Source organism: Psychrobacillus sp. FSL K6-4615, assembly GCF_038008225.1.
Taxonomy (GTDB): domain Bacteria; phylum Bacillota; class Bacilli; order Bacillales_A; family Planococcaceae; genus Psychrobacillus; species Psychrobacillus psychrotolerans.
In genome coordinates this window covers 2979815-3002463 of the sequence record NZ_JBBOYQ010000001.1, presented here as the reverse complement: position 1 = coordinate 3002463, position 22649 = coordinate 2979815, and the positions used below count along the sequence as shown (strand labels likewise).

At 40.4% G+C, this 22649-nt stretch carries 19 protein-coding genes, 2 rRNA genes and 1 riboswitch; of the genes, 20 read left to right on the top strand and 1 reads right to left on the bottom strand.

All coding sequences use genetic code 11. The features are described 5' to 3' along the window. Positions 1-61 precede the first annotated feature (61 nt). Both MKX53_RS15070 and rrf read left to right on the top strand, forming a co-directional pair. Positions 62-2990: ribosomal RNA gene (locus tag MKX53_RS15070) — 23S ribosomal RNA — on the top strand. Between the two features lie 189 nt (positions 2991-3179). Then, a 5S ribosomal RNA gene (gene rrf / locus MKX53_RS15065) occupies positions 3180-3295 on the top strand. 659 nt (positions 3296-3954) lie between these two features. Here rrf and MKX53_RS15060 read toward each other — a convergent pair. Further along, positions 3955-4281, bottom strand: coding sequence for a transposase (locus MKX53_RS15060; RefSeq protein WP_093538031.1), 327 nt, complete (start codon positions 4279-4281; stop codon positions 3955-3957). A 239-nt stretch (positions 4282-4520) separates the two neighbouring features. On the opposite strand from MKX53_RS15060, the gene MKX53_RS15055 reads away from it, so the two are divergent. From MKX53_RS15055 to MKX53_RS14970, 18 genes are all read left to right on the top strand, one after another. Then, positions 4521-5063, top strand: a complete 543-nt coding sequence (locus MKX53_RS15055) for a DUF2179 domain-containing protein (RefSeq protein WP_340912269.1) — start codon at positions 4521-4523, stop codon at positions 5061-5063. Next, a complete protein-coding gene (locus tag MKX53_RS15050; RefSeq protein WP_093538033.1) occupies positions 5060-5248 on the top strand; it encodes an NETI motif-containing protein in 189 nt (62 codons plus the stop codon). The genes MKX53_RS15055 and MKX53_RS15050 overlap by 4 nt, the downstream gene beginning before the upstream one ends. A 101-nt stretch (positions 5249-5349) precedes the next feature. Then, a riboswitch (purine riboswitch) is annotated at positions 5350-5449 on the top strand. Between the two features lie 218 nt (positions 5450-5667). Continuing rightward, positions 5668-6156, top strand: coding sequence for a 5-(carboxyamino)imidazole ribonucleotide mutase (gene purE / locus MKX53_RS15045; RefSeq protein WP_093538034.1), 489 nt, complete (start codon positions 5668-5670; stop codon positions 6154-6156). Further along, positions 6153-7274: a 5-(carboxyamino)imidazole ribonucleotide synthase gene (purK, locus tag MKX53_RS15040; RefSeq protein ID WP_340912267.1), complete on the top strand. Its 1122-nt coding sequence runs from the start codon at positions 6153-6155 to the stop codon at positions 7272-7274. The genes purE and purK overlap by 4 nt, the downstream gene beginning before the upstream one ends. A gap of 16 nt (positions 7275-7290) precedes the next feature. Beyond that, positions 7291-8586, top strand: a complete 1296-nt coding sequence (gene purB / locus MKX53_RS15035; protein ID WP_211895466.1) for an adenylosuccinate lyase — start codon at positions 7291-7293, stop codon at positions 8584-8586. A gap of 28 nt (positions 8587-8614) precedes the next feature. Then, entirely contained in the window at positions 8615-9331 is a 717-nt protein-coding gene (gene purC / locus MKX53_RS15030; protein WP_340763493.1) for a phosphoribosylaminoimidazolesuccinocarboxamide synthase, read from the top strand. Next, positions 9328-9582 (top strand): phosphoribosylformylglycinamidine synthase subunit PurS, encoded by a 255-nt coding sequence (gene purS / locus MKX53_RS15025; protein ID WP_340912266.1) that lies wholly within the window; start codon positions 9328-9330, stop codon positions 9580-9582. The genes purC and purS overlap by 4 nt, the downstream gene beginning before the upstream one ends. Further along, a complete protein-coding gene (gene purQ, locus MKX53_RS15020) occupies positions 9579-10265 on the top strand; it encodes a phosphoribosylformylglycinamidine synthase subunit PurQ (RefSeq protein WP_340912263.1) in 687 nt (228 codons plus the stop codon). The genes purS and purQ overlap by 4 nt, the downstream gene beginning before the upstream one ends. Then, a complete protein-coding gene (purL, locus tag MKX53_RS15015; RefSeq protein ID WP_340912261.1) occupies positions 10249-12480 on the top strand; it encodes a phosphoribosylformylglycinamidine synthase subunit PurL in 2232 nt (743 codons plus the stop codon). The genes purQ and purL overlap by 17 nt, the downstream gene beginning before the upstream one ends. Beyond that, positions 12456-13877: an amidophosphoribosyltransferase gene (gene purF, locus MKX53_RS15010; RefSeq protein ID WP_340912259.1), complete on the top strand. Its 1422-nt coding sequence runs from the start codon at positions 12456-12458 to the stop codon at positions 13875-13877. The genes purL and purF overlap by 25 nt, the downstream gene beginning before the upstream one ends. Before the next feature lie 11 nt (positions 13878-13888). Continuing rightward, positions 13889-14944: a phosphoribosylformylglycinamidine cyclo-ligase gene (gene purM, locus MKX53_RS15005; protein ID WP_340912256.1), complete on the top strand. Its 1056-nt coding sequence runs from the start codon at positions 13889-13891 to the stop codon at positions 14942-14944. Further along, positions 14944-15522: a phosphoribosylglycinamide formyltransferase gene (purN, locus tag MKX53_RS15000; RefSeq protein WP_340912253.1), complete on the top strand. Its 579-nt coding sequence runs from the start codon at positions 14944-14946 to the stop codon at positions 15520-15522. Before purM ends, purN begins: the two co-directional genes overlap by 1 nt. Before the next feature lie 155 nt (positions 15523-15677). Further along, positions 15678-17213, top strand: a complete 1536-nt coding sequence (purH, locus tag MKX53_RS14995) for a bifunctional phosphoribosylaminoimidazolecarboxamide formyltransferase/IMP cyclohydrolase (RefSeq protein WP_340913376.1) — start codon at positions 15678-15680, stop codon at positions 17211-17213. 14 nt (positions 17214-17227) lie between these two features. Next, on the top strand, positions 17228-18487 hold the full coding sequence (purD, locus tag MKX53_RS14990) for a phosphoribosylamine--glycine ligase (protein ID WP_340912251.1): 1260 nt from the start codon (positions 17228-17230) through the stop codon (positions 18485-18487). 184 nt (positions 18488-18671) lie between these two features. Continuing rightward, positions 18672-20402: an adenine deaminase C-terminal domain-containing protein gene (locus tag MKX53_RS14985; RefSeq protein ID WP_340770244.1), complete on the top strand. Its 1731-nt coding sequence runs from the start codon at positions 18672-18674 to the stop codon at positions 20400-20402. 13 nt (positions 20403-20415) lie between these two features. After that, positions 20416-21474, top strand: a complete 1059-nt coding sequence (locus tag MKX53_RS14980) for a DUF3048 domain-containing protein (protein WP_340912247.1) — start codon at positions 20416-20418, stop codon at positions 21472-21474. Positions 21475-21518: 44 nt separating this feature from the next. Next, positions 21519-21839 carry a YerC/YecD family TrpR-related protein gene (locus tag MKX53_RS14975; RefSeq protein WP_093538046.1) on the top strand — a complete coding sequence of 107 codons (321 nt, stop codon included), beginning with the start codon at positions 21519-21521 and terminating at the stop codon, positions 21837-21839. Positions 21840-21953: 114 nt separating this feature from the next. Beyond that, the gene (locus MKX53_RS14970; RefSeq protein ID WP_340912245.1) at positions 21954-22649 is read left to right on the top strand and encodes a heptaprenylglyceryl phosphate synthase; all 696 of its coding nucleotides are present in this window, start codon (positions 21954-21956) and stop codon (positions 22647-22649) included.

Here is a 22649-nt window from a genome sequence, read left to right as displayed (position 1 = left end):
AACAAGAAATTCTGTTGTGATTATTTACGTAATCACGACGTGTAAGACTTTTTAACTTTTAGGTTAAGTTAATAAGGGCGCACGGTGAATGCCTTGGCACTAGGAGTCGACGAAGGACGGCACTAACACCGATATGCTTCGGGGAGCTGTAAGTGAGCTTTGATCCGGAGATTTCCGAATGGGGAAACCCACTGTTCGTAATGGAGCAGTACATTTGCGTGAATACATAGCGCATCTGAGACACACCCAGGGAACTGAAACATCTAAGTACCTGGAGGAAGAGAAAGAAAATTCGATTCCCTGAGTAGCGGCGAGCGAAACGGGAATAGCCCAAACCAAAAGGCTTGCCTTTTGGGGTTGTAGGACACTCTACATAGAGTTACAAAGGAATGAGTTAGACGAAGCGATCTGGAAAGGTCCGCAGGATAGGGTAAAAGCCCCGTAGTCTAAAATTCATTCTCTCTTGAGTGTATCCTGAGTACGGCGGAACACGTGAAATTCCGTCGGAATCTGGGAGGACCATCTCCCAAGGCTAAATACTACCTAGTGACCGATAGTGAACCAGTACCGTGAGGGAAAGGTGAAAAGCACCCCGGAAGGGGAGTGAAATAGATCCTGAAACCGTGTGCCTACAAGTAGTTAGAGCCCGTTAATGGGTGATAGCGTGCCTTTTGTAGAATGAACCGGCGAGTTACGATCCCATGCAAGGTTAAGTCGAGAAGACGGAGCCGCAGCGAAAGCGAGTCTGAATAGGGCGAATGAGTATGTGGTCGTAGACCCGAAACCAGGTGATCTACCCATGTCCAGGATGAAGGTAAGGTAACACTTACTGGAGGTCCGAACCCACGCACGTTGAAAAGTGCGGGGATGAGGTGTGGGTAGCGGAGAAATTCCAATCGAACCTGGAGATAGCTGGTTCTCTCCGAAATAGCTTTAGGGCTAGCCTCAAACGTTAGAATCTTGGAGGTAGAGCACTGTTTGGACTAGGGGCCCATCCCGGGTTACCGAATTCAGACAAACTCCGAATGCCAATGATTTATGTTTGGGAGTCAGACTGCGAGTGATAAGATCCGTAGTCAAGAGGGAAACAGCCCAGACCACCAGCTAAGGTCCCAAAGTATTTGTTAAGTGGAAAAGGATGTGGCGTTGCTTAGACAACCAGGATGTTGGCTTAGAAGCAGCCATCATTTAAAGAGTGCGTAATAGCTCACTGGTCGAGTGACGCTGCGCCGAAAATGTATCGGGGCTAAACAAATCACCGAAGCTGTGGATTGATACCTTTGGTATCAGTGGTAGGAGAGCGTTCTAAGGGCGTTGAAGTCAGACCGGAAGGACTGGTGGAGCGCTTAGAAGTGAGAATGCCGGTATGAGTAGCGAAAGACGGGTGAGAATCCCGTCCACCGTATGACTAAGGTTTCCTGAGGAAGGCTCGTCCGCTCAGGGTTAGTCGGGACCTAAGCCGAGGCCGATAGGCGTAGGCGATGGATAACAGGTTGATATTCCTGTACCACCAAACCACCGTTTGAGTAATGGGGGGACGCAGAAGGATAGGGTAAGCATGCTGTTGGTTATGCATGTCCAAGCAGTAAGGTGTGAATGTAGGCAAATCCGCATTCTTTAACATTGAGCTGTGATGGCGAGGACGTATGTCTAGAGTTCCTGATTTCACACTGCCAAGAAAAGCCTCTAGCGAGGTGAAAGGTGCCCGTACCGCAAACCGACACAGGTAGTCGAGGAGAGAATCCTAAGGTGAGCGAGAGAACTCTCGTTAAGGAACTCGGCAAAATGACCCCGTAACTTCGGGAGAAGGGGTGCTCTTTTGGGTTCATAGCCTAGAAGAGCCGCAGTGAATAGGCCCAGGCGACTGTTTAGCAAAAACACAGGTCTATGCAAAACCGTAAGGTGAAGTATATGGGCTGACGCCTGCCCGGTGCTGGAAGGTTAAGAGGAGTGCTTAGCGCAAGCGAAGGTGCGAATTGAAGCCCCAGTAAACGGCGGCCGTAACTATAACGGTCCTAAGGTAGCGAAATTCCTTGTCGGGTAAGTTCCGACCCGCACGAAAGGCGTAACGATCTGGGCACTGTCTCAACGAGAGACTCGGTGAAATTATAGTACCTGTGAAGATGCAGGTTACCCGCGACAGGACGGAAAGACCCCGTGGAGCTTTACTATAGCTTGATATTGAATTTTGGTGCAACTTGTACAGGATAGGCAGGAGCCTTAGAGCCCGGAGCGCCAGCTTCGGAGGAGGCGTCGGTGGGATACTGCCCTGGTTGTATTGAAATTCTAACCCATACCCGTAACCCGGGTAGGAGACAGTGTCAGGCGGGTAGTTTGACTGGGGCGGTCGCCTCCTAAAGTGTAACGGAGGCGCCCAAAGGTTCCCTCAGAATGGTTGGAAATCATTCGAAGAGTGTAAAGGCAGAAGGGAGCTTGACTGCGAGACCTACAAGTCGAGCAGGGTCGAAAGACGGGCTTAGTGATCCGGTGGTTCCGCATGGAAGGGCCATCGCTCAACGGATAAAAGCTACCCCGGGGATAACAGGCTTATCTCCCCCAAGAGTCCACATCGACGGGGAGGTTTGGCACCTCGATGTCGGCTCATCGCATCCTGGGGCTGTAGTCGGTCCCAAGGGTTGGGCTGTTCGCCCATTAAAGCGGTACGCGAGCTGGGTTCAGAACGTCGTGAGACAGTTCGGTCCCTATCCGTCGTGGGCGTAGGAAATTTGAGAGGAGCTGTCCTTAGTACGAGAGGACCGGGATGGACACACCGCTGGTGTACCAGTTGTTCTGCCAAGAGCATCGCTGGGTAGCTATGTGTGGACGGGATAAGTGCTGAAAGCATCTAAGCACGAAGCCCCCCTCAAGATGAGATTTCCCATTACGCAAGTAAGTAAGATCCCTCAAAGACGATGAGGTAGATAGGTTCGGGGTGGAAGCGTGGCGACACGTGCAGCTGACGAATACTAATCGATCGAGGACTTAACCAAATTTTGTTTAACGTAACAATGTCGTTTATCCAGTTTTGAGTGAACAAGCACTCTAGTTTACATGAGGGTTTCAAGACACGAGTAATTCGAGGAAACAATTGAGAGAGGAAAGGAGCATACTACCGTATGTGACTGACCGAACGAATGAAGTTGACGAAGAAGTACGATGTGTATTGGAAGCCGAAAGAGTCTAGTGATGATGGCGAAGAGGTCACACCCGTTCCCATACCGAACACGGAAGTTAAGCTCTTCAGCGCCGATGGTAGTTGGGGGTTTCCCCCTGTGAGAGTAGGACGTCGCTGGGCACCAAAAAGAAGTCGTTACCGAGTTATATCGGTAACGACTTTTTTGTGATTATAGATATTTTTCTCCCACTTATCCAAAGGGAAAAGTTCACTATTTGCAACTAGGAACAAGGAAGTTTGATATCCTTTTTCTTTAACATGCGCAATTAAGAAAGGCTTAGGTACTCGTTACCTACAATACCTGGCGAGGCTATTTTTGGTGCTCTTTTTTGTGGTGATTTTTTACTATTCCAAGTAAACAGCTCAAACTTCCAACTACGCCCCTTTAGCAAAAAAAAGAGAAACCCCACTGTGATTTCTCTCATTTTTATACTATTACTGCATTTTTCACGGTAAAGTAAGCGTAAAAAAGAGGGGCAAATCTCAAGAATGTAAGGAAGAGATGCTCAGAGGTATATTATACCGGAGAATCAAAAGAGAGCCCTAACGATAAAAATCTAGACATATTATGCCATCATAAGTTTTAGCCACGGCCGATTAAACTCTTGCACAGGTCTTTGTAAGAGTATGACATCACTAGACGCCATATAAAAAGTCGGCACTAAGTTTAATTCAATAGCAACTTATTAGACTTTTTTTGAATATAAAGAAGTAAGAAAATTAATTTTATATTTTATGAAATTCACTCCCTACTTTCATAAATGAAGCATATGAAAATTTCAAAGATTCTTGAGTTTTCTGGGATATGAAAGCTTTTTTAAGTGAATATAAATAGGAAGCTTTTTAAGTAACTCCATTTTTTGTTGCTCATTATACTTTTTTTCAATTTCCTTGAGACGACTTATTTCTTCTTGAGAATATGGAGAGAGCGCATTTTTCCCATCTTCTTTATATTTTCTAATCCACGTTGTAACTGAATTGACGCTTACGTGCAATTCATCTGCTACCTCTTTACGTCCTCTTCCGTTTTTTAGAACTTCTTGTACTGCATACATTTTTTGTTCTTGTGTTGTTTGTGTATATCTTTTTCTAAATTGTCCATGCATTGACTGATCCCCCTAGAAATTGGTGATATTCTCTAACAGTATTTATGAACTAAAACAATTTCAAATCCACACTTCACCCAATTAGTGTATTGTACTATCTTTTGTATAATATGTCATCAGAATATTGTAAATTTTAACTTTATAATAAAGGAATACAATTTCAGCTAAAAGCTTTAATTCCTTGAAATTGCGACACTATATGCGATAATGAAGAACAACATATGTTAGGAGTTGATGAAATGGATGTATCTCCAATTTTAATGATAATCATTATTTTTTCTATTAATATTGTTTATGTTACTTTCTTTACTTTGCGAATGATTCTTACATTAAAAGGATACCGTTATATCGCCGCACTTATAAGTATGGTAGAAACGGTAATTTATATAGTGGGACTAGGTCTAGTATTAGATAACTTAAATGAAATCCAAAACTTGGTTGCTTATGCAGTTGGGTATGGTACTGGAGTTATTATTGGAACGAAAATTGAAGAAAAAATGGCACTAGGGTATATTATGGTAAATGCAATCTCTACAGACACTAAACTAAACTTACCTTTAATATTGAGAGATGAAGGATATGGAGTTACAGATTGGCATGCGAATGGTAGACAAGGTGAGAGACAAGCTCTTCAAATACTAACACCAAGGAAATATGAGTTAAAACTGTATACTAGACTGAAAGATCTTGATCCGGGTATTTTCATAATCGCCTATGAACCCAAGTCAATTCACGGCGGATTTTGGGTGAAATCTTTAAAGAAGGGAAAACTGTTTAAATGAAGAAAGAAACAAAATGGTTTGAAGTGGAAGAGAATGAAACTATTTCAGAGTGTATAGACAGAATGACTGAAGATGGTTATCAAATTGCTGGACGGAGAGAAGAGCCAATTTTTGCAGAGGTTGAAGGTGGTCCCCCTGTACCAGTAAGACAATTAATTATGTTAAAAGGAATTAAAGAAACATAATTGTTGTAATTACTCCTAAAACCGAACAATAAAGTTATCTGAAAATTAATCGTTCGTATTTAAGCGTTGACGTTCTTCGTATAAGTTGTTAAAATATGAATAGAAATAGACGATTATATCCCCATATATGCTAAAGGATTGGCTTTAGCGTCTCTACCAAGTCACCGTAATGACTGGACTATGAGGGAAAGCGACTTATGGATAATGCAAAAGGGTGTGTTTGTTTATGTTTTCCCTGACACAAACTGGGCAATTATGTTCCCTAAGTAAACTGCTTTTCTTTCATAGAGAGAGTAGTTTATTTGGGGAATTTTTTATGCTTACAACATATAAGCCTTAGGTTAATCTATTATGCTCGATATAATCTTCAGAGTTTTAGTTTCGATGCCGAGGTGAATCTGACAGAAGGGACGATAACAATGAATACAAAAATTGGTGTGATTATGGGTAGCTCAAGCGATTGGGAGACGATGAAATATAGCTGCGAAATTCTTGAGGAACTGCATATACCGTTTGAAAAACGCGTAGTATCGGCACATCGTACTCCAGATTTAATGTTTGAATATGCAGAGGAAGCGAGATCACGTGGAATACAGGTGATTATTGCAGGAGCTGGAGGTGCAGCGCATTTACCAGGTATGGTTGCGGCTAAGACAACACTTCCGGTAATCGGGGTGCCCGTTCAATCTAAAGCACTAAACGGATTAGATTCATTATTATCGATTGTTCAAATGCCTGGTGGAGTACCGGTGGCAACTGTTGCAATAGGTAAAGCAGGAGCTACAAATGCTGGATTGCTTGCCGCTCAAATCCTTTCTATCTCAGATGATGAGTTAGCAGAACGTCTTGAAAAGCGAAGAGAAGATACGAGAAACAAAGTTCTTGAAAGTAATGGTGAACTTCAATGACAAAAGTAATCTATCCAGGACAGACTATAGGAATTATTGGTGGAGGCCAACTTGGTCGTATGATGGCACTAGCTGCTAGGGAAGCAGGATTTAAGGTGGCGGTTTTAGACCCTACGATAGATTCTCCTTGCGGGCAGGTTTCCGATATACAAATTGTTGCCCCGTATGATGATGAAACGGCGTTAGAGGAGTTAGCAGAAGTAAGTGATGTTATAACTTATGAGTTTGAAAATATTGATTATACAGGGTTGAAGAGGCTATCAGAAATTGCGTATGTTCCCCAAGGAGCGGAACTGGTGAGAATTACGCAGGATCGTATTCTAGAAAAAATAGAAATTCAGTCGGCTGGTGTAGCTATTGCGAAATTTGTCGAAGCTAGCACGTATGAAGAGTTAGAGCAAAGAATTGATAGAGTGGGCTTCCCTTGTGTAGTTAAGACCTCTCGCGGAGGATATGATGGCAAAGGGCAGCAAATAATTCAAACAAAAGAGCAATTATCCTTAGCCAAATCTTTGTTTGCTCACTCCGCCTGTATCGCTGAATCCTTTGTTCCCTTTACAAAAGAGATATCCGTCATTGTACAGCGTAATGGAAGTGGAGAAACGTATTGTTTGCCGATTGGTGAAAATATTCATGTAAATCATATATTGCATGAAACGATTGTGCCAGCAAGAATCGATGAAACACTTACTACAAAAGCAATAGAGGCCGCTGAGAAAATTGCCAACCATTTAAACTTAATTGGTACGCTTGCGGTTGAAATGTTTGTTTTAGAGAACAATGAAATCATAATAAATGAATTGGCACCTAGACCACATAATTCTGGCCACTACTCAATTGAAACATGTAATATTTCTCAGTTTCATCAACATGTAAGAGCTATCTGCGGATGGTCACTTAGAAAGCCAAAACTTTGGACATCAACAGTTATGGTGAATATATTAGGTCAGCATGTAATACCTGTTACAAACAATCTTTCTAAGTATCCTAACTGGTCGGTTCATTTATACGGCAAAAGCGAAGCGAAAGAGAATAGAAAGATGGGACATGTCACCATCCTATCGACTAATATTGAAGACACTTTAAACGAAATAGAACAATCTAAAATTTGGTTATAAATTAGGAGGAAGTTAAATGATAGAACGCTACACACGCCCAGAAATGGGAGCAATATGGACAGAACAAAATAAATACAATGCATGGTTAGAGGTAGAAATTCTAGCTTGTGAGGCTTGGGCAGAGATTGGAGATATTCCAAAAGAAGATACAGTTCTCCTTCGTAAAAATGCCTCCTTCGATGTAGAACGTATATTAGAAATCGAAAAAGAAACAAGACATGACGTAGTAGCGTTCACTCGCGCCGTATCAGAAACTTTAGGAGAAGAGCGTAAATGGGTTCATTACGGTCTTACTTCAACAGATGTAGTAGATACAGCTCTTTCTTATATCATTAAGCAAGCAAATGTTGTTTTGCGAAAAGATATTGAAAACTTCATCGAAATCTTAGAAAACAAAGCAAAAGAACATAAATACACAGTAATGATGGGGCGTACACATGGTGTTCATGCAGAGCCAACTACTTTTGGTTTAAAGTTAGCACTTTGGACAGAAGAAATGAAACGTAACCTAGAGCGCTTTGAGGCTGCTGCAAAAGTAATTGAAACTGGTAAAATGTCAGGTGCTGTTGGAACGTATGCGAATATCGATCCATTTGTTGAACAATATGTATGTGAAAAGTTAGGTTTAGCTGCATCACCAATTTCTACACAAACATTACAACGTGACCGTCATGCACAATACTTAAGTGTTATCGCATTAGTTGCTACTTCTATCGAAAAATTTGCTACAGAAATTCGCGGTCTACAAAAATCAGAAACTCGCGAAGTAGAGGAGTTCTTCTCTAAAGGTCAAAAAGGATCTTCTGCAATGCCACATAAACGGAATCCTATCGGTTCTGAGAACATGGTTGGGCTATCAAGACTTATCCGAGGATATATGATGACAGCATATGAAAATGTTGCATTATGGCATGAAAGAGATATCTCTCATTCATCTGCAGAACGTGTAATTTTACCAGATGCAACAATTGCCTTGAACTATATGCTAAACCGCTTTGGTAATATCGTGAAAAACTTAACAGTATTCCCAGAGAACATGAAACGTAATATGGATTCCACTTTAGGATTAATCTACTCCCAACGTGTATTACTAGCATTAATAGATAAAGGGTTAGCTCGTGAAACAGCATATGATACTGTTCAACCACTTGCTATGCAAGCATGGGAGTCTCAAACTGCATTCCGCACTTTTGTAGATGCAGATGAGCAAGTTACTTCTCTATTATCAAAAGAAGAGCTAGATGATTGCTTTGACTATAACTATCACATTCAACATGTAGATATGATTTTTGAACGTTTAGGACTTAACTAAGCTTTAAATTGATTAGGGGGAATTGAAAGTGGAAAAGGGTCGCCTACTATACGAAGGTAAAGCAAAACAATTATTTGAAACAGATGATGAAAATATATTGTTTGTGTCATATAAGGACAGTGCTACAGCATTTAACGGTGAGAAAAAAGAAGATATTGATGGAAAAGGCATTTTAAACAATAAAATCACAACGATTCTTTTTGAACAGTTAAAAAGTAAAGGAATTGAATCCCACTTTGTAGAGCAAATCTCAGACAATGAGCAGCTTGTTCGCAAAGTGGATATCATTCCACTTGAAGTAGTAGTCCGTAATATCGCAGCTGGAAGTCTATCAAAGAGATTAGGAATTAAAGAGGGTACACCTTTAAAGCATACCATCGTGGAATTTTACTACAAAGACGATGAACTAGGAGATCCACTACTCACAAATGCTCATATAGAATTACTTGCACTTGCTACACCGGAGGAAATAGATACTCTTCAAACTAAAGCACTGGAAATCAATCAAGTGCTTCAGCCCATTTTCAAAGAAATAGGTGTTACCCTAATCGATTTTAAATTGGAGTTTGGAAAAACGGCAAATGGAGAAATCTTACTTGCTGATGAAATTTCTCCCGACACTTGTAGATTGTGGGATGACAAAACAAATAACAAACTAGACAAAGATGTGTTTAGACGTAATTTAGGAAGCTTAACAGAAGTTTATGAAATAATACTTTCCCGCCTAGGAGGATTATCAAAATGAAAAAAGTTAAAGTGTATGTGACGTTACGTGAAAGTGTTTTAGATCCACAAGGTTCTGCAGTGATGGGAGCTCTTCATTCAATGGAATACAGCGAAGTAAAGGATGTTCGTATTGGGAAGTTTTTAGAACTTCAGATTGAAGAGGGAATTCGTGATATAGATACAGTAGTAAAGGAAATGTGTGAAAAGCTTCTAGCAAATACAGTGATTGAAGACTATCGTTTTGAAGTTGAGGAGGCTGTAAGCAAATGAAGTTTGCAGTAATCGTATTTCCTGGATCGAACTGTGATTTAGATATGTATCATGCGATCAAAGATGAACTTGGAGAAGGAGTAGAGTACGTTTGGCATGATGCAAAGGATTTGAGCGAATTTGATGGTATTTTATTGCCAGGAGGGTTCTCCTATGGGGATTACTTGCGTTGTGGAGCTATGGCCAACCAATCGAATGTAATGTCTGAAGTGGTGAAGGCAGCTGAGGCAGGTAAACCAATTCTAGGTATTTGTAACGGGTTCCAAGTATTAACGGAAGCTGGGTTGTTACCTGGAGCACTTCTGCGCAACAAAAACTTAAAATTCATGTGCCGTACCGTAGAGTTAAAAGTAGTAAATAACGCTACACAGTTTACAACTGGCTATAAAAAAGACGAAATAATCCAAATTCCAATTGCCCATGGCGAAGGAAATTATTATTGTGACGATGAAACACTTACTAGATTAAAAGAGAATAACCAAATTGTTTTTAAATACGCTTTTGAAGGACCTAATGGAAGCATTGAGGACATTGCAGGTATTGTAAATGAAAAAGGGAATGTCCTTGGTATGATGCCACATCCAGAGCGTGCAGTACATGATCTTATAGGTGGATCAGATGGACTAGCGTTATTCAAATCAATAGTGAAACAGTGGAGGGAAACTCATGTCAGTCATGCTTGAACCAAATCCAATGCAAATTAAAGAACAAAAGATATATGCTCAAATGGGAATGTCTGATTCAGAATTTGAAATGGTGGAGAAAATTCTTGGTCGTTTACCGAATTATACAGAAACCGGATTATTTTCAGTTATGTGGTCAGAACATTGTTCGTATAAAAACTCTAAACCGGTATTAAGTAAGTTTCCTACAAAAGGGAAGCATGTTTTACAAGGACCGGGTGAAGGTGCTGGAATTGTTGATATTGGCGATGGTCAAGCAGTTGTATTTAAAATGGAGTCCCACAACCATCCATCTGCAATTGAACCTTATCAAGGAGCTGCAACAGGCGTAGGCGGTATTATCCGTGATGTTTTCTCGATGGGAGCTCGTCCAATTGCATTGCTGAACTCACTTCGATTTGGAGAACTGAAGACTCCACGTGTGAAATATTTATTTGAAGAAGTAGTAGCTGGTATTGCGGGTTATGGTAACTGTATCGGAATTCCAACAGTTGGCGGAGAGATTCAATTTGACGACTGTTACGAAGGAAATCCACTGGTTAACGCAATGTGTGTAGGTCTGATCAATCATGAGGATATTCAAAAAGGAATTGCAGCAGGTGAAGGTAACACAGTCATGTATGCTGGAGCTAAAACTGGACGTGACGGCATTCACGGAGCAACATTCGCATCGGAAGAATTAACTGAAGCTTCTGAAGAAAAGCGCCCTGCAGTTCAAGTTGGGGATCCTTTTATGGAGAAACTTCTATTAGAGGCTTGTTTAGAAGTGATTAAGTCAGATGCGTTAATTGGTATTCAAGATATGGGAGCAGCAGGGTTAACTTCATCATCTGCGGAAATGGCTTCAAAAGCTGGCTTCGGTATAGAGATGAATTTAGACTTCGTACCCCAGCGTGAAACGGGGATGACAGCATACGAAATGATGCTTTCAGAATCACAAGAACGCATGTTAATCGTTGTAAAAAAAGGTCGTGAAGAGGAGATTGTTAAAATCTTTGAAAAGTACGACTTAGATTGTGTAGCGGTTGGTAAAGTGACAGGCGATAAAATGCTTCGATTAATTCATAACGGAGATGTAGTAGCGGATGTACCTGCAGATGCACTTGCAGAAGAAGCACCAGTTTACTATAAACCATCGTCGGTACCTGCATACTATACGGAATTTCAAGCAATGGAAAATGTAGAGCCTGTAATTTCGGACTACAAAGAGACTTTACTAAATCTACTTCAACAACCAACAATTGCTTCTAAAGAATGGGTTTATGATCAGTACGACTACCAAGTACGCACAAGTACAGTAGTAACCCCTGGTTCAGATGCTGCAGTAGTTCGAGTTCGGGGGACGAATAAAGGACTTGCTATGACAACGGATTGTAATTCTCGTTATATCTATCTAGACCCAGTAACAGGTGGGAAGATTGCAGTAGCTGAAGCAGCTCGTAATATCGTTTGTTCAGGTGCAACGCCACTTGCTATTACAGACTGTTTGAACTTTGGTAACCCAGAAAACCCAGAAATCTTCTGGCAAATTGAGAAATCTGCAGACGGTATTTCAGAGGCTTGTATTGCATTAGAATCACCTGTTATTGGTGGGAACGTTTCGTTATATAACGAACGTAGTGGAACTGCGGTTTACCCTACACCAACAATTGGGATGGTCGGACTTGTAGATGATCTTGCACATGTAACAACCCAATCAGTGAAACAAGCTGGAGATGTTGTATATGTAATCGGGGAAACTAAAACAGAGTTTGGTGGATCGGAACTACAAAAATTAGTGGAAAAACGTATTTTTGGGCTTGCTCCATCTATCGACCTTGAAGTAGAAGTGACTCGTCAAAAAGCTCTTTTAACAGCTATTAAATCTGGTGTTGTACAATCTGCGCATGATATCTCTGAAGGTGGTTTTGCAGTAGCTTTAGCTGAAATAGCTTTCGGTGCAAATGGTCTTGGAGTTGAAGTAACTATTACTGGATCAGCTACAAGTGCATTATTTAGTGAATCTCAATCACGCTTTATCGTCACGGTAAAAGCTGAACATGCTAGTAAATTTGAAGAAATCGTAGCAGATGCAGTACAAATTGGTAGAGTAACTGAGTCTAATAATTTAGTAATCTCACATGAAGATGGAACTACTTGGATTAGCGGTTCTGTTGATGAATTCCGTTCCGCTTGGAAAGGAGCAATACCATGCTTGCTGAACTCAGAGGCTTAAACGAAGAATGTGGTGTTTTCGGTATTTGGGGTCATCCAAATCCTGCAGCCATGAGTTATTACGGATTACATGCACTTCAGCATAGAGGGCAAGAAGGTGCTGGAATTATTGTGACAGATGGTACTAGGCTACGCGCAGTAAAAGGCGAAGGTTTAGTAAACGATGTATTTAATAATGGCAAGTTAGAGAAATTGGAAGGTCATGCTGCAGTAGGGCATGTGCGTTATGCTACTTCCGGCGGCTCAGGAATTGAAAATGTCCAACCTTTGTTGTTCAACTCAACTACTGGTGGCCTTGCGATTGCTCATAATGGGAATATTGTAAATGCTACACGTTTAAAACGTAATTTAGAACAGCAAGGTAGTATTTTCCAAACGACTTCGGATACGGAGGTACTTGCCCATTTGTTGAAGAAGAGTAATCTTGCTTCTTTCGAGGATCGTGCCAAACAAGCTTTACGTTTATTGGATGGAGCTTTCGCCGTTGTCATTATGACGGAACACGCGATGTATGTAGCGCAGGACCCACAGGGCATGCGTCCTCTTTCTTTAGGAATGTTAGATGGTGCTTATGTAGTAGCTTCTGAGACAAGTGCCTTCGATTTGATAGGTGCAGAGCTAGTTCGCTCGATTGATCCAGGGGAGTTATTAATAATAAATGACGAAGGTTGCCGTTCAGAGCGTTATGTAGAGAAAAAAGACCGTGCTATTTGTACGATGGAATATGTCTACTTCTCTCGTCCAGATTCAGATATTGATGGCATTAATATTCATATGGCTAGAAAACGTCTTGGTAAGCAACTTGCGAAAGAATTGACAATTGATGCAGATGTTGTAACAGGCGTACCTGACTCCAGTATTTCTGCTGCTATTGGTTTTTCAGAAGCTACAGGTATTCCTTATGAGTTAGGTCTTATAAAGAATCGTTATGTGGGTAGAACGTTTATCCAACCTTCACAGGACTTACGGGAGCGTGGGGTGAAGATGAAACTTTCACCAGTACGTCAGGTTGTAAAAGGAAAACGAGTAGTCATGGTAGATGATTCAATTGTTCGTGGGACAACTTCACGTCGTATTGTGAAAATGCTGAAGGATGCTGGGGCGACAGAGGTTCATGTCGTTATAAGTTCCCCACCATTAAAAAATCCATGTTTTTATGGGATTGATATAAGCTCGGATTCTGAGCTTATTGCTGCTAATAATACAATTGATGAAATGCGTGAACTGATTGGAGCAGACTCGTTAACATTCTTATCGGTTGAAGGAATGGTAGAGGCAATTGGCAGATCAGATGGGGAAAAAAATTGTGGACATTGTTTAGCATGTTTCACTGGAGAATATCCAACTAGTATCTATGCGGATACGAAATTACCACATGAAAAAGAGCTTGTTCGATAGGAGGATTTTACATGTCAAAAGCATATGAAAAAGCAGGCGTGAACATTGAAGCTGGGTATGAAGCCGTGCAAAGAATGAAATCACATGTCGAGCGCACAGCTAGAAAAGGTATCATGGGTACTTTCGGTGGTTTCGGTGGAATGTTTGATTTGTCTTCCTTGAATTATAAGGAACCTGTTTTGATATCTGGAACAGATGGTGTTGGAACAAAGCTAAAGCTTGCGTTTATGACAGATTCACACGATACAATCGGCGTAGACTGTGTAGCAATGTGTGTGAATGATATCGTTGCACAAGGTGCGGAGCCTCTATTTTTCTTAGATTACGTAGCAGTAGGTAAAGCAGTTCCTGAACGAATTGAACAAATCGTTAAAGGTGTGGCTGACGGCTGTGTACAGTCTGGAGCAGCATTAATCGGGGGAGAGACAGCCGAAATGCCTGGTCTTTATGAGGAAGACGAATATGATCTTGCTGGATTTGCGGTTGGAGCATGCGAAAAATCAAAAATCGTTACAGGGGAGAATATTACAGAAGGTGATGTACTAGTAGGTATCGCTTCTAGCGGTGTTCACTCAAACGGATATTCACTAGTACGTAAAATTGTTTTTGAAGAGCAAGGCTATTCTCCAAAGGATGTTGTAGAAGGATATGAAACGTTAGGCGAAATTGGTAAAGCCCTTTTAACACCAACGAAAATCTATGCGAAGCCAGTAATGGAAATGCATAACGAGCTTTCTATCCACGGGATGGCACATGTGACGGGTGGAGGTTTTTATGAAAATCTACCGCGTATGATGCCTGAAGGGTTAGCTGTGGAAGTTAAACTTGGTTCATGGGAAGTGCTTTCTGTATTTGATTTGTTAAAAGAAAAAGGTAAGTTAGAAGACCGTGATTTATACAATGTGTTTAATATGGGGATAGGCTTTGTACTTGCACTATCAGGTGAAGAGGCGCAAAAAGCAATTGCAATTGCGGAAGCCCACGGAGAAAAAGCATATACGATTGGCCGTGTAGTGAAAGGTGAAGGTGTTATTTTCAACGGAGCACATGACGGGAGTTTAGTGTAATGACCGGAATGACAAAATTTGCTGTATTTGCATCAGGGAGCGGTACGAACTTTCAAGCTATCAACGATGCAGTGCAGGAAGGAAAACTCCCTGGTGAAGCTGTTCTAGTAGTGACAGATAAGCCAGGAGCTTTAATAGTAGAACGTGCCGAGAAAGCGGGTATGGAAGTACTTGCTATTAAGCCTGCCGGTTTTTCTTCCAAAGCAGTGTATGAGCAACTGATTTTAGAAAAACTACGAGAGTTAGATGTAGAGTGGATTGTGCTCGCTGGATATATGCGACTGATCGGAGATGTATTGCTAGCAGCATTTCCCAATCGAATTATCAACATCCATCCTTCGCTATTACCAGCCTTTCCTGGGAAAGACGCTATCGGACAGGCAATGGATCACGGCGTGAAGGTGACTGGCGTAACGGTTCACTATGTGGACGCAGGAATGGATACTGGAACAATCATAGCTCAGCAAGCAGTAGAAGTAGTAGAAGGCAATAGAGCACAAACCGAAGAACGAATTCATGCAGTAGAGCATGCTTTGTATCCGAAGGCATTGCAGCAACTGTTTGTCGGTAAATTATAGGGTTACTCACAAAACGGAAAATATCTATTTAACTTGCACTGTAGCTGATTTGTTTTTCGTTATGGGAGGGCATTTCGGCTAATGCAGGCGTAATGAAGTAGTTATTTATAATAATAGGAACACAACTAGAACTACCAATTTAAGGAGGAATTATGGTGTCAAAACGTGCGTTAATTAGTCTTTCAGATAAATCAGGAATTCTCGAGTTTGCAAAAGAGTTGGAACTACTTGGCTATGAAATTTTATCAACTGGTGGAACCAAAGCATTTTTAGAACAAAATGGTGTGGCAATTACATCAGTAGACCAAGTGACAAACTTTCCAGAAATTTTGGATGGTCGAGTAAAAACATTGAACCCAATGATACATGGGGCTTTATTGGCAAAGCATGACGACGCTTCTCATCAAGCACAATTAGAAGAGCATCAAATAACTCCTATTCAAGTAGTTTGTGTTAATTTATATCCTTTCCGTGAAACAATTTCTAAGTCAGATGTGACGTTTGAAGATGCTATCGAAAATATTGATATCGGTGGTCCATCAATGCTTCGCTCTGCAGCGAAAAATCATCAGTATGTAACAGTTGTAACGGATGCATCTGACTATGAGGAAGTACTTGCTCAGTTAAAAGAAACTGGTGAGACGACACTAGAAACGCGTCGTAAACTGGCTGCAAAAGTATTCCGCCACACCGCTGCTTATGATGCGTTGATTGCTGGCTATATGACTGACTTAACTGGAGAAGAATTCCCAGAACTATTAACACTTACATATGAACGTAAGCAATCATTACGCTACGGTGAAAATCCGCATCAACAAGCAGCGTTTTACAAACGACCACTTGGATCTGATTTTTCTGTAGCTTCTGCTACTCAATTACATGGGAAAGAACTATCCTATAATAATATCCAAGATGCCAATGCTGCGATTCAAATAGTAAAAGAATTTAAGCTTCCAGCTGCAGTAGCGGTAAAACATATGAACCCATGTGGTGTTGGTACCGGCGAAACAATCTCAGATGCATTCAATAAAGCCTATGAAGCGGATTCAACATCTATTTTCGGAGGAATCGTTGCCTTAAACCGTGAAGTAGACGCAGCAACCGCTAAAGTATTGGCTGGCATTTTCTTAGAAATTGTTATTGCTCCTTCATTCTCCGATGATGCAATTGCAATGTTAACGGCGAAGAAGAACATTCGCTTGCTCACAATTTCTTACGAACAAACGAAAAAAGATGCATGGAATACTGTATCTGTAGAAGGTGGATTATTAGTGCAGTCTCCTGACACGTTCGGATTAAAAGAGGCAGATGTGAAGGTCGTTACAGACCGAGAGCCGACCGCGGAAGAATGGAAAGCATTAGAGCTTGGTTGGAGCGTAGTGAAACATGTAAAATCTAATGCAATTGTAGTAGCTACAGAAGATATGACTATTGGTGTCGGCGCAGGACAGATGAACCGCGTAGGCTCAGCTAAAATTGCTTTAGAGCAAGCTGGAGAACGTGCAAAAGGAGCAGGTCTTGCTTCAGATGCATTCTTCCCAATGAATGATACGGTGGAAGTGGCGGCTAAAGCAGGAATTACAGCTATTATTCAAACAGGTGGATCAGTGAAAGACCAAGATTCAATCGACAAAGCAAATGAGTATGGGATTGCGATGGTATTCACTGGCGTACGTCATTTCAAACACTAAGGAGGAATTGCTAGATGAATATTCTTGTAATTGGTAGTGGGGGTCGTGAGCATGCAATCGCCCAACAATTCATAGATTCACCTTCAGTTGAAAATGTATTTGTAGCTCCAGGTAATGACGGTATGTCAGGTGGTATTCAGATTGTGTCTATTGATGCGTTGGCCTTTGAAGAGCTAGCAACCTTCGCAAAGGAGAACAAAGTCGACTTAACATTCGTTGGACCGGAGCAACCACTGGCAGCGGGTATTGTAGATTATTTTGAAGCAGAAGGTTTACGTATATTTGGACCAACAAAAGCTGCGGCTCAAATTGAGGGTAGTAAGGCATTTGCAAAAGAAATTATGGATAAATATAATATTCCTACTGCTGCATATGAAACTTTTACAGAAGTAGATAAAGCAAAGGAATATATTGAGAAGTTAGGTGCTCCCATCGTTGTGAAAGCAGATGGACTTGCTGCAGGAAAAGGTGTAGTTGTTGCTATGACTGTGGATGAAGCGAACAAAGCGGTGGAAGACATGATCGGCAACCAATTATACGGAGAATCCTCATCACGTGTGGTCATTGAGGAGTATTTGGAAGGGGAAGAATTCTCCTTTATGTCATTTGTACATAAAGGCCAAATTCATCCAATGGTTATCGCACAGGATCACAAGCGAGCTTATGATGGAGATAAAGGACCTAACACGGGAGGAATGGGTGCTTATTCCCCAGTTCCGCAAATCTCCTCGGACATAGTTGATATAGCTTATGAAACTGTAGTAGTTCCTACCGTTAAAGCGATGACAGAAGAAGGAATTCCATTTACAGGTATTCTATATGCTGGTCTTATTTTAACAAGCGAAGGACCAAAAGTGATCGAGTTCAATGCCCGTTTTGGAGACCCAGAGACACAAGTGGTATTACCCCGAATGACAAGTGATTTTGGAGAGTTTATGATAGCTTTGATGAATGAAAATCCGTTTGAACTATCATGGTCGGACGAGGGGATGCTTGGAGTTGTAATTGCATCAGAGGGCTACCCTACTGACGTGAAAAAAGGAGCCAAGCTGCCAGATCTAGGGACATTAACAGACACTGGATTATTCGTTTTTCATGCTGGTACAAAAGCAGATGATAAAGATTTTATTGCTAATGGCGGACGTGTCATACTTGTAGCAGCAAGGGAGTCTTCTATAAAGAAAGCGCAACAAAAAGTTTATTCAGGTCTCACTAAGTTAGAATGGGATGGTCTCTTCTATCGAAAAGATATTGGTTGGCGTACATTTCAATAATTGCTGAACAGGCAAAGAAAAAACTGATGTTTTTCTTTGCCTGTTTTTCTATATTGGTTTTAGGTTCCTATTTCCTAACTTTCCTGTAAGAATTACCAAAAATAGAATTCAGTACTTTGCTTTACTAAAGTACTATGCTAATATTATTTTTATGAGTAAACAAAAAGAAAGGAGAATGGATGCAATGCAATATCCCATTTGGAAAATTGAAGAAATAAGGCATCAGATTGATGTGGTCAATGGAACAAAGTCTCCTGATATAGTAATTACTAATGCAACTTTTTTGCATAGTCATTTAAAAAAGTGGATCACAGGAAACATATGGATAGTGAAAGATCGAATTGTTTATACGGGTTCTGAAATGCCACTAGTTTCCGACCAAACTGAGGTATATGATGCAACTGGTCAAAAAATAGTACCTGGCTATATTGAGCCTCACGTACATCCATTCCAACTTTATAATCCACAAACATTTGCAGATTATGCAGCGCAATTGGGAACGACTACGTTTATAGCGGATAACTTAACATTGTTCTTGATGCTTGAAAATAAGAAAGCGTTTTCATTAATGGACGAACTGAAAGAACTGCCATTTTCCTTCTATTGGTGGGCGCGTTTTGATTCGCAAACTGAGTTAAAGAATGAAGAAGAATTATTTACCTCTAAGACGATTGGAGAATGGATTGAGCGTTCGGATGTCATTATGGGTGGTGAACTGACTGGATGGCCTCGTTTGCTTTCTGGAGATGATCAAATGCTCTATTGGATGCAACAGGCTAAGACAAACGGTATGAAAATTGAAGGCCATTTTCCTGGAGCTTCCGAGCGCACGCTTGCAAGAATGCGTTTGTTAGGAGCAGACGGAGATCATGAAGCAATGACCATTGAAGAAGTGGAACGACGAATTCTACAGGGATATGCAGTAACTCTCCGTCATTCGTCTATACGTCCTGATCTTCCACAACTATTAAAGGATATTTTGGAAAAGGATCTTCAAATTTTTGATCACTTAATGATGACGACAGATGGAGCAACACCTTCTTTTCATATAGATGGAGTTATGGATAAATGTATTCAAGTTGCACTAGATGCAGGTGTAAAACCGATTGACGCCTATTTGATGGCATCCTTTAATGTGGCAAAGTATTATAATATGTCTAATCTACATGGGGTGATTGCAACAGGGCGCTATGCAGATCTCAATTTCTTAAAGGATGAACACAGTCCAGTACCTTTAAGTGTACTTTCCAAAGGAATTTGGCTAAAAAAAGAACAACAAAAAACGAGGGCGCTTGATCCAATCAATTGGTCATCTATACCAGATCTAAACTTGTCATTTGACGTTTCGGAAGCTGATTTTCAGTTCTCTATGCCATTTGGGATAGAAATGGTAAATGATGTAATTACCAAACCCTATTCCATTAGCCATGATACGACTGAAATGGAATTATCCAAAAATCATGATGAAAGTTTTCTTTTGTTAATAGATCGCAAAGGAAAGTGGAAAGTTTCAACACTTATTAAAGGCTTTGCAACTTCACTAATGGGCTTCGCCTCTTCATACTCTAATACGGGTGATATTTTATTGATCGGGAAGAACAAAGAAAGTATGCAACAAGCTTTCCGGGAAGTAAAAAAAATGAATGGTGGAATTGTTATTGTGGAGGATGAACAAATCATTTGTTCTGTCCAACTCCCGATAGGTGGAGTATTATCTAATAAGCCAGTAGAAGATTTAATAGAAGAGGAACTAGTTTTAAAAAGAGAACTAGCAGCTAGAGGATTTAAGCATGGGGATGCTATTTACACATTGTTATTCCTTCAAGCAACACACTTACCGTATGTAAGGATAACGCAAAAAGGAATTTTCGATGTGATGAAAAAACAAGTATTGTTTCCAGCATTAATGAGGTAGGGGGACGTAAGTTGTGTTCAAACAGTGGGGAATTTTAATGTTAGCTAGTGTACTTCTTGTAGCTTGTTCCGATAAAGAGAAAGGAACAGAAGAGGTTAATCCAGTAGACGATACAATAGAGGAAGTCGGGGAAGAAGTTGTAGAGACAGAAGAGGAAGTAGTATTGCCGTTCACAGCACCTTTCACAGGTGTTGGATCAGAGAAAGAATTGACACAAAGACCTATTCTAGTCACTATAAACAATCATCCGCTTGCACGTCCACAGTCAGGAATTGCAAAAGCAGATATTATTTACGAAATGTTAGCAGAAGGTAATGTAACAAGATTTTTAGCAGTTTATCAAAGTGAGATTCCAGAAAAAATGGGCCCAGTTAGAAGTGCTAGAGACTACTTTGTTGATATTGCTAGAGGGCTAGATGCATTTTATGTTGCACATGGATATAGTCCTGATGCTCAAAGTATGCTAAGTTCTAGAGTAGTTGATAACATAAACGGAATGCAATACGACGGTATATTATTCGAACGATCGAGGGAGCGAAAAGCACCGCATAATTCGTATATATCAAAAGATAAAGTATTAGCAGGTGCAGAAAAAGTAAAGGCTTCGATGGAGATTACTAAAATACCAAGGTTTTCTTTCTTCGACTCTTTTGAAGGGATAAAGATTGGGAATCCAGTATCTAATTTTTCTATACATTACGGTGCAGGCTCCACTTTTGAAAACGAATATACGTATATTTCAGACGAAGGTTTATATGAGCGTGAGACCGCTGGAGCTCTGACAATAGATAAAGAGACAGACAAAGCTGTTAAAATTGCCAATATAATATGCATGGAAATTCCGCACAAAATTATTGATAGTTCAGGTCGCCGTCAGTTATCTTTAAATGATGGAGGAAGAGCGTATATTTTTCAAGCAGGTATTATGAAAGAAATCGAATGGGAGAATATCGATGGAATTCTGATGCCGATGGAAAATGGAGTTCCTGCTAAACTAGTACCTGGTCAAACATGGATCAGTTTTATACCGACAAACCCTGGTTTAGAAGAGATGGTCACTTATTTACCTTAACCAATCTAGAAGACCCAATATAAACAAGAAGGAGGATGACTGCAATGCAAATTGAAAAAATCAAAGGCAATCAAACAGAACAACTATTTAAGGCAGTATTAGAGTTAAAGAACATGGAAGAATGTTATAAGTTTTTTGACGATCTTTGTACAATAAGCGAAATTCAATCCTTAGCACAACGTTTCGAGGTTGCACATCTATTACGTTTGAAGAAAACATATGAATCTATTAAAAAAGAAACTGGGGCAAGTACTGCTACCATTTCACGTGTAAGACGTGCCTACGACTACGGCAACGGTACTTATGATGAAATGTTAGGTCGCTTATATCCAGATGAAAATTCGACGCCAACCATTAAAGAGTAGATTAAAAAATATAAGTTTTCAAAATATGTAAGAACATGTACTGAACAGCGATGTCTGTTCAGTTTTTTTGTTATAATGGGATGAATGTTAACTAATTAGATGTAGGTGAAAAAATTGGAATATAAAGATTGGCGACATATATTCAAGTTAGATCCAGCAAAAAATATAGAAGCAGATGCTCTTGAACTAATATGTGAATCTGGCACAGATGCAATTATTATCGGGGGCTCTGACAATGTAACACTCGATAATGTGATTGATTTGCTAATGCGGGTTAGAAGGTATGCAGTTCCTGTGGCGTTAGAAGTATCTACGATTGAAGCTATAACTCCTGGATTTGATTATTATTTTATACCTAGTGTATTAAATAGCTCCGAAACGAAGTGGGTGAAGGATTTACATCACGCAGCTACGAAGGAATTTGGAGAGGTTATGAATTGGGATGAAATTATTCCAGAAGGGTATTGTATTTTAAACCCTGATTGTAAAGCTGCAAAATTAACGAATGCCTTGCATCCGTTAAGTGAAGAGGACATTATAGCATATGCGGAAATGGTCGAGCATTTGTTTAGATTTCCGGTTTTCTACATGGAGTATAGCGGAATGTATGGAGATGTACAAACTGTGAAAAAAGTGAGTAAACGTTTAAAAAACACTCAACTGTTTTATGGTGGAGGTATTCAAACCGAGGAGCAAGCAAGACAAATGGCTACCTATGCAGATACAATAATTGTTGGTAATTATATATATGACAATCTGGCAGAGGCTTTAAAAACAGTAGAAGCAGTAAAGACATTGAGTAAACAATAG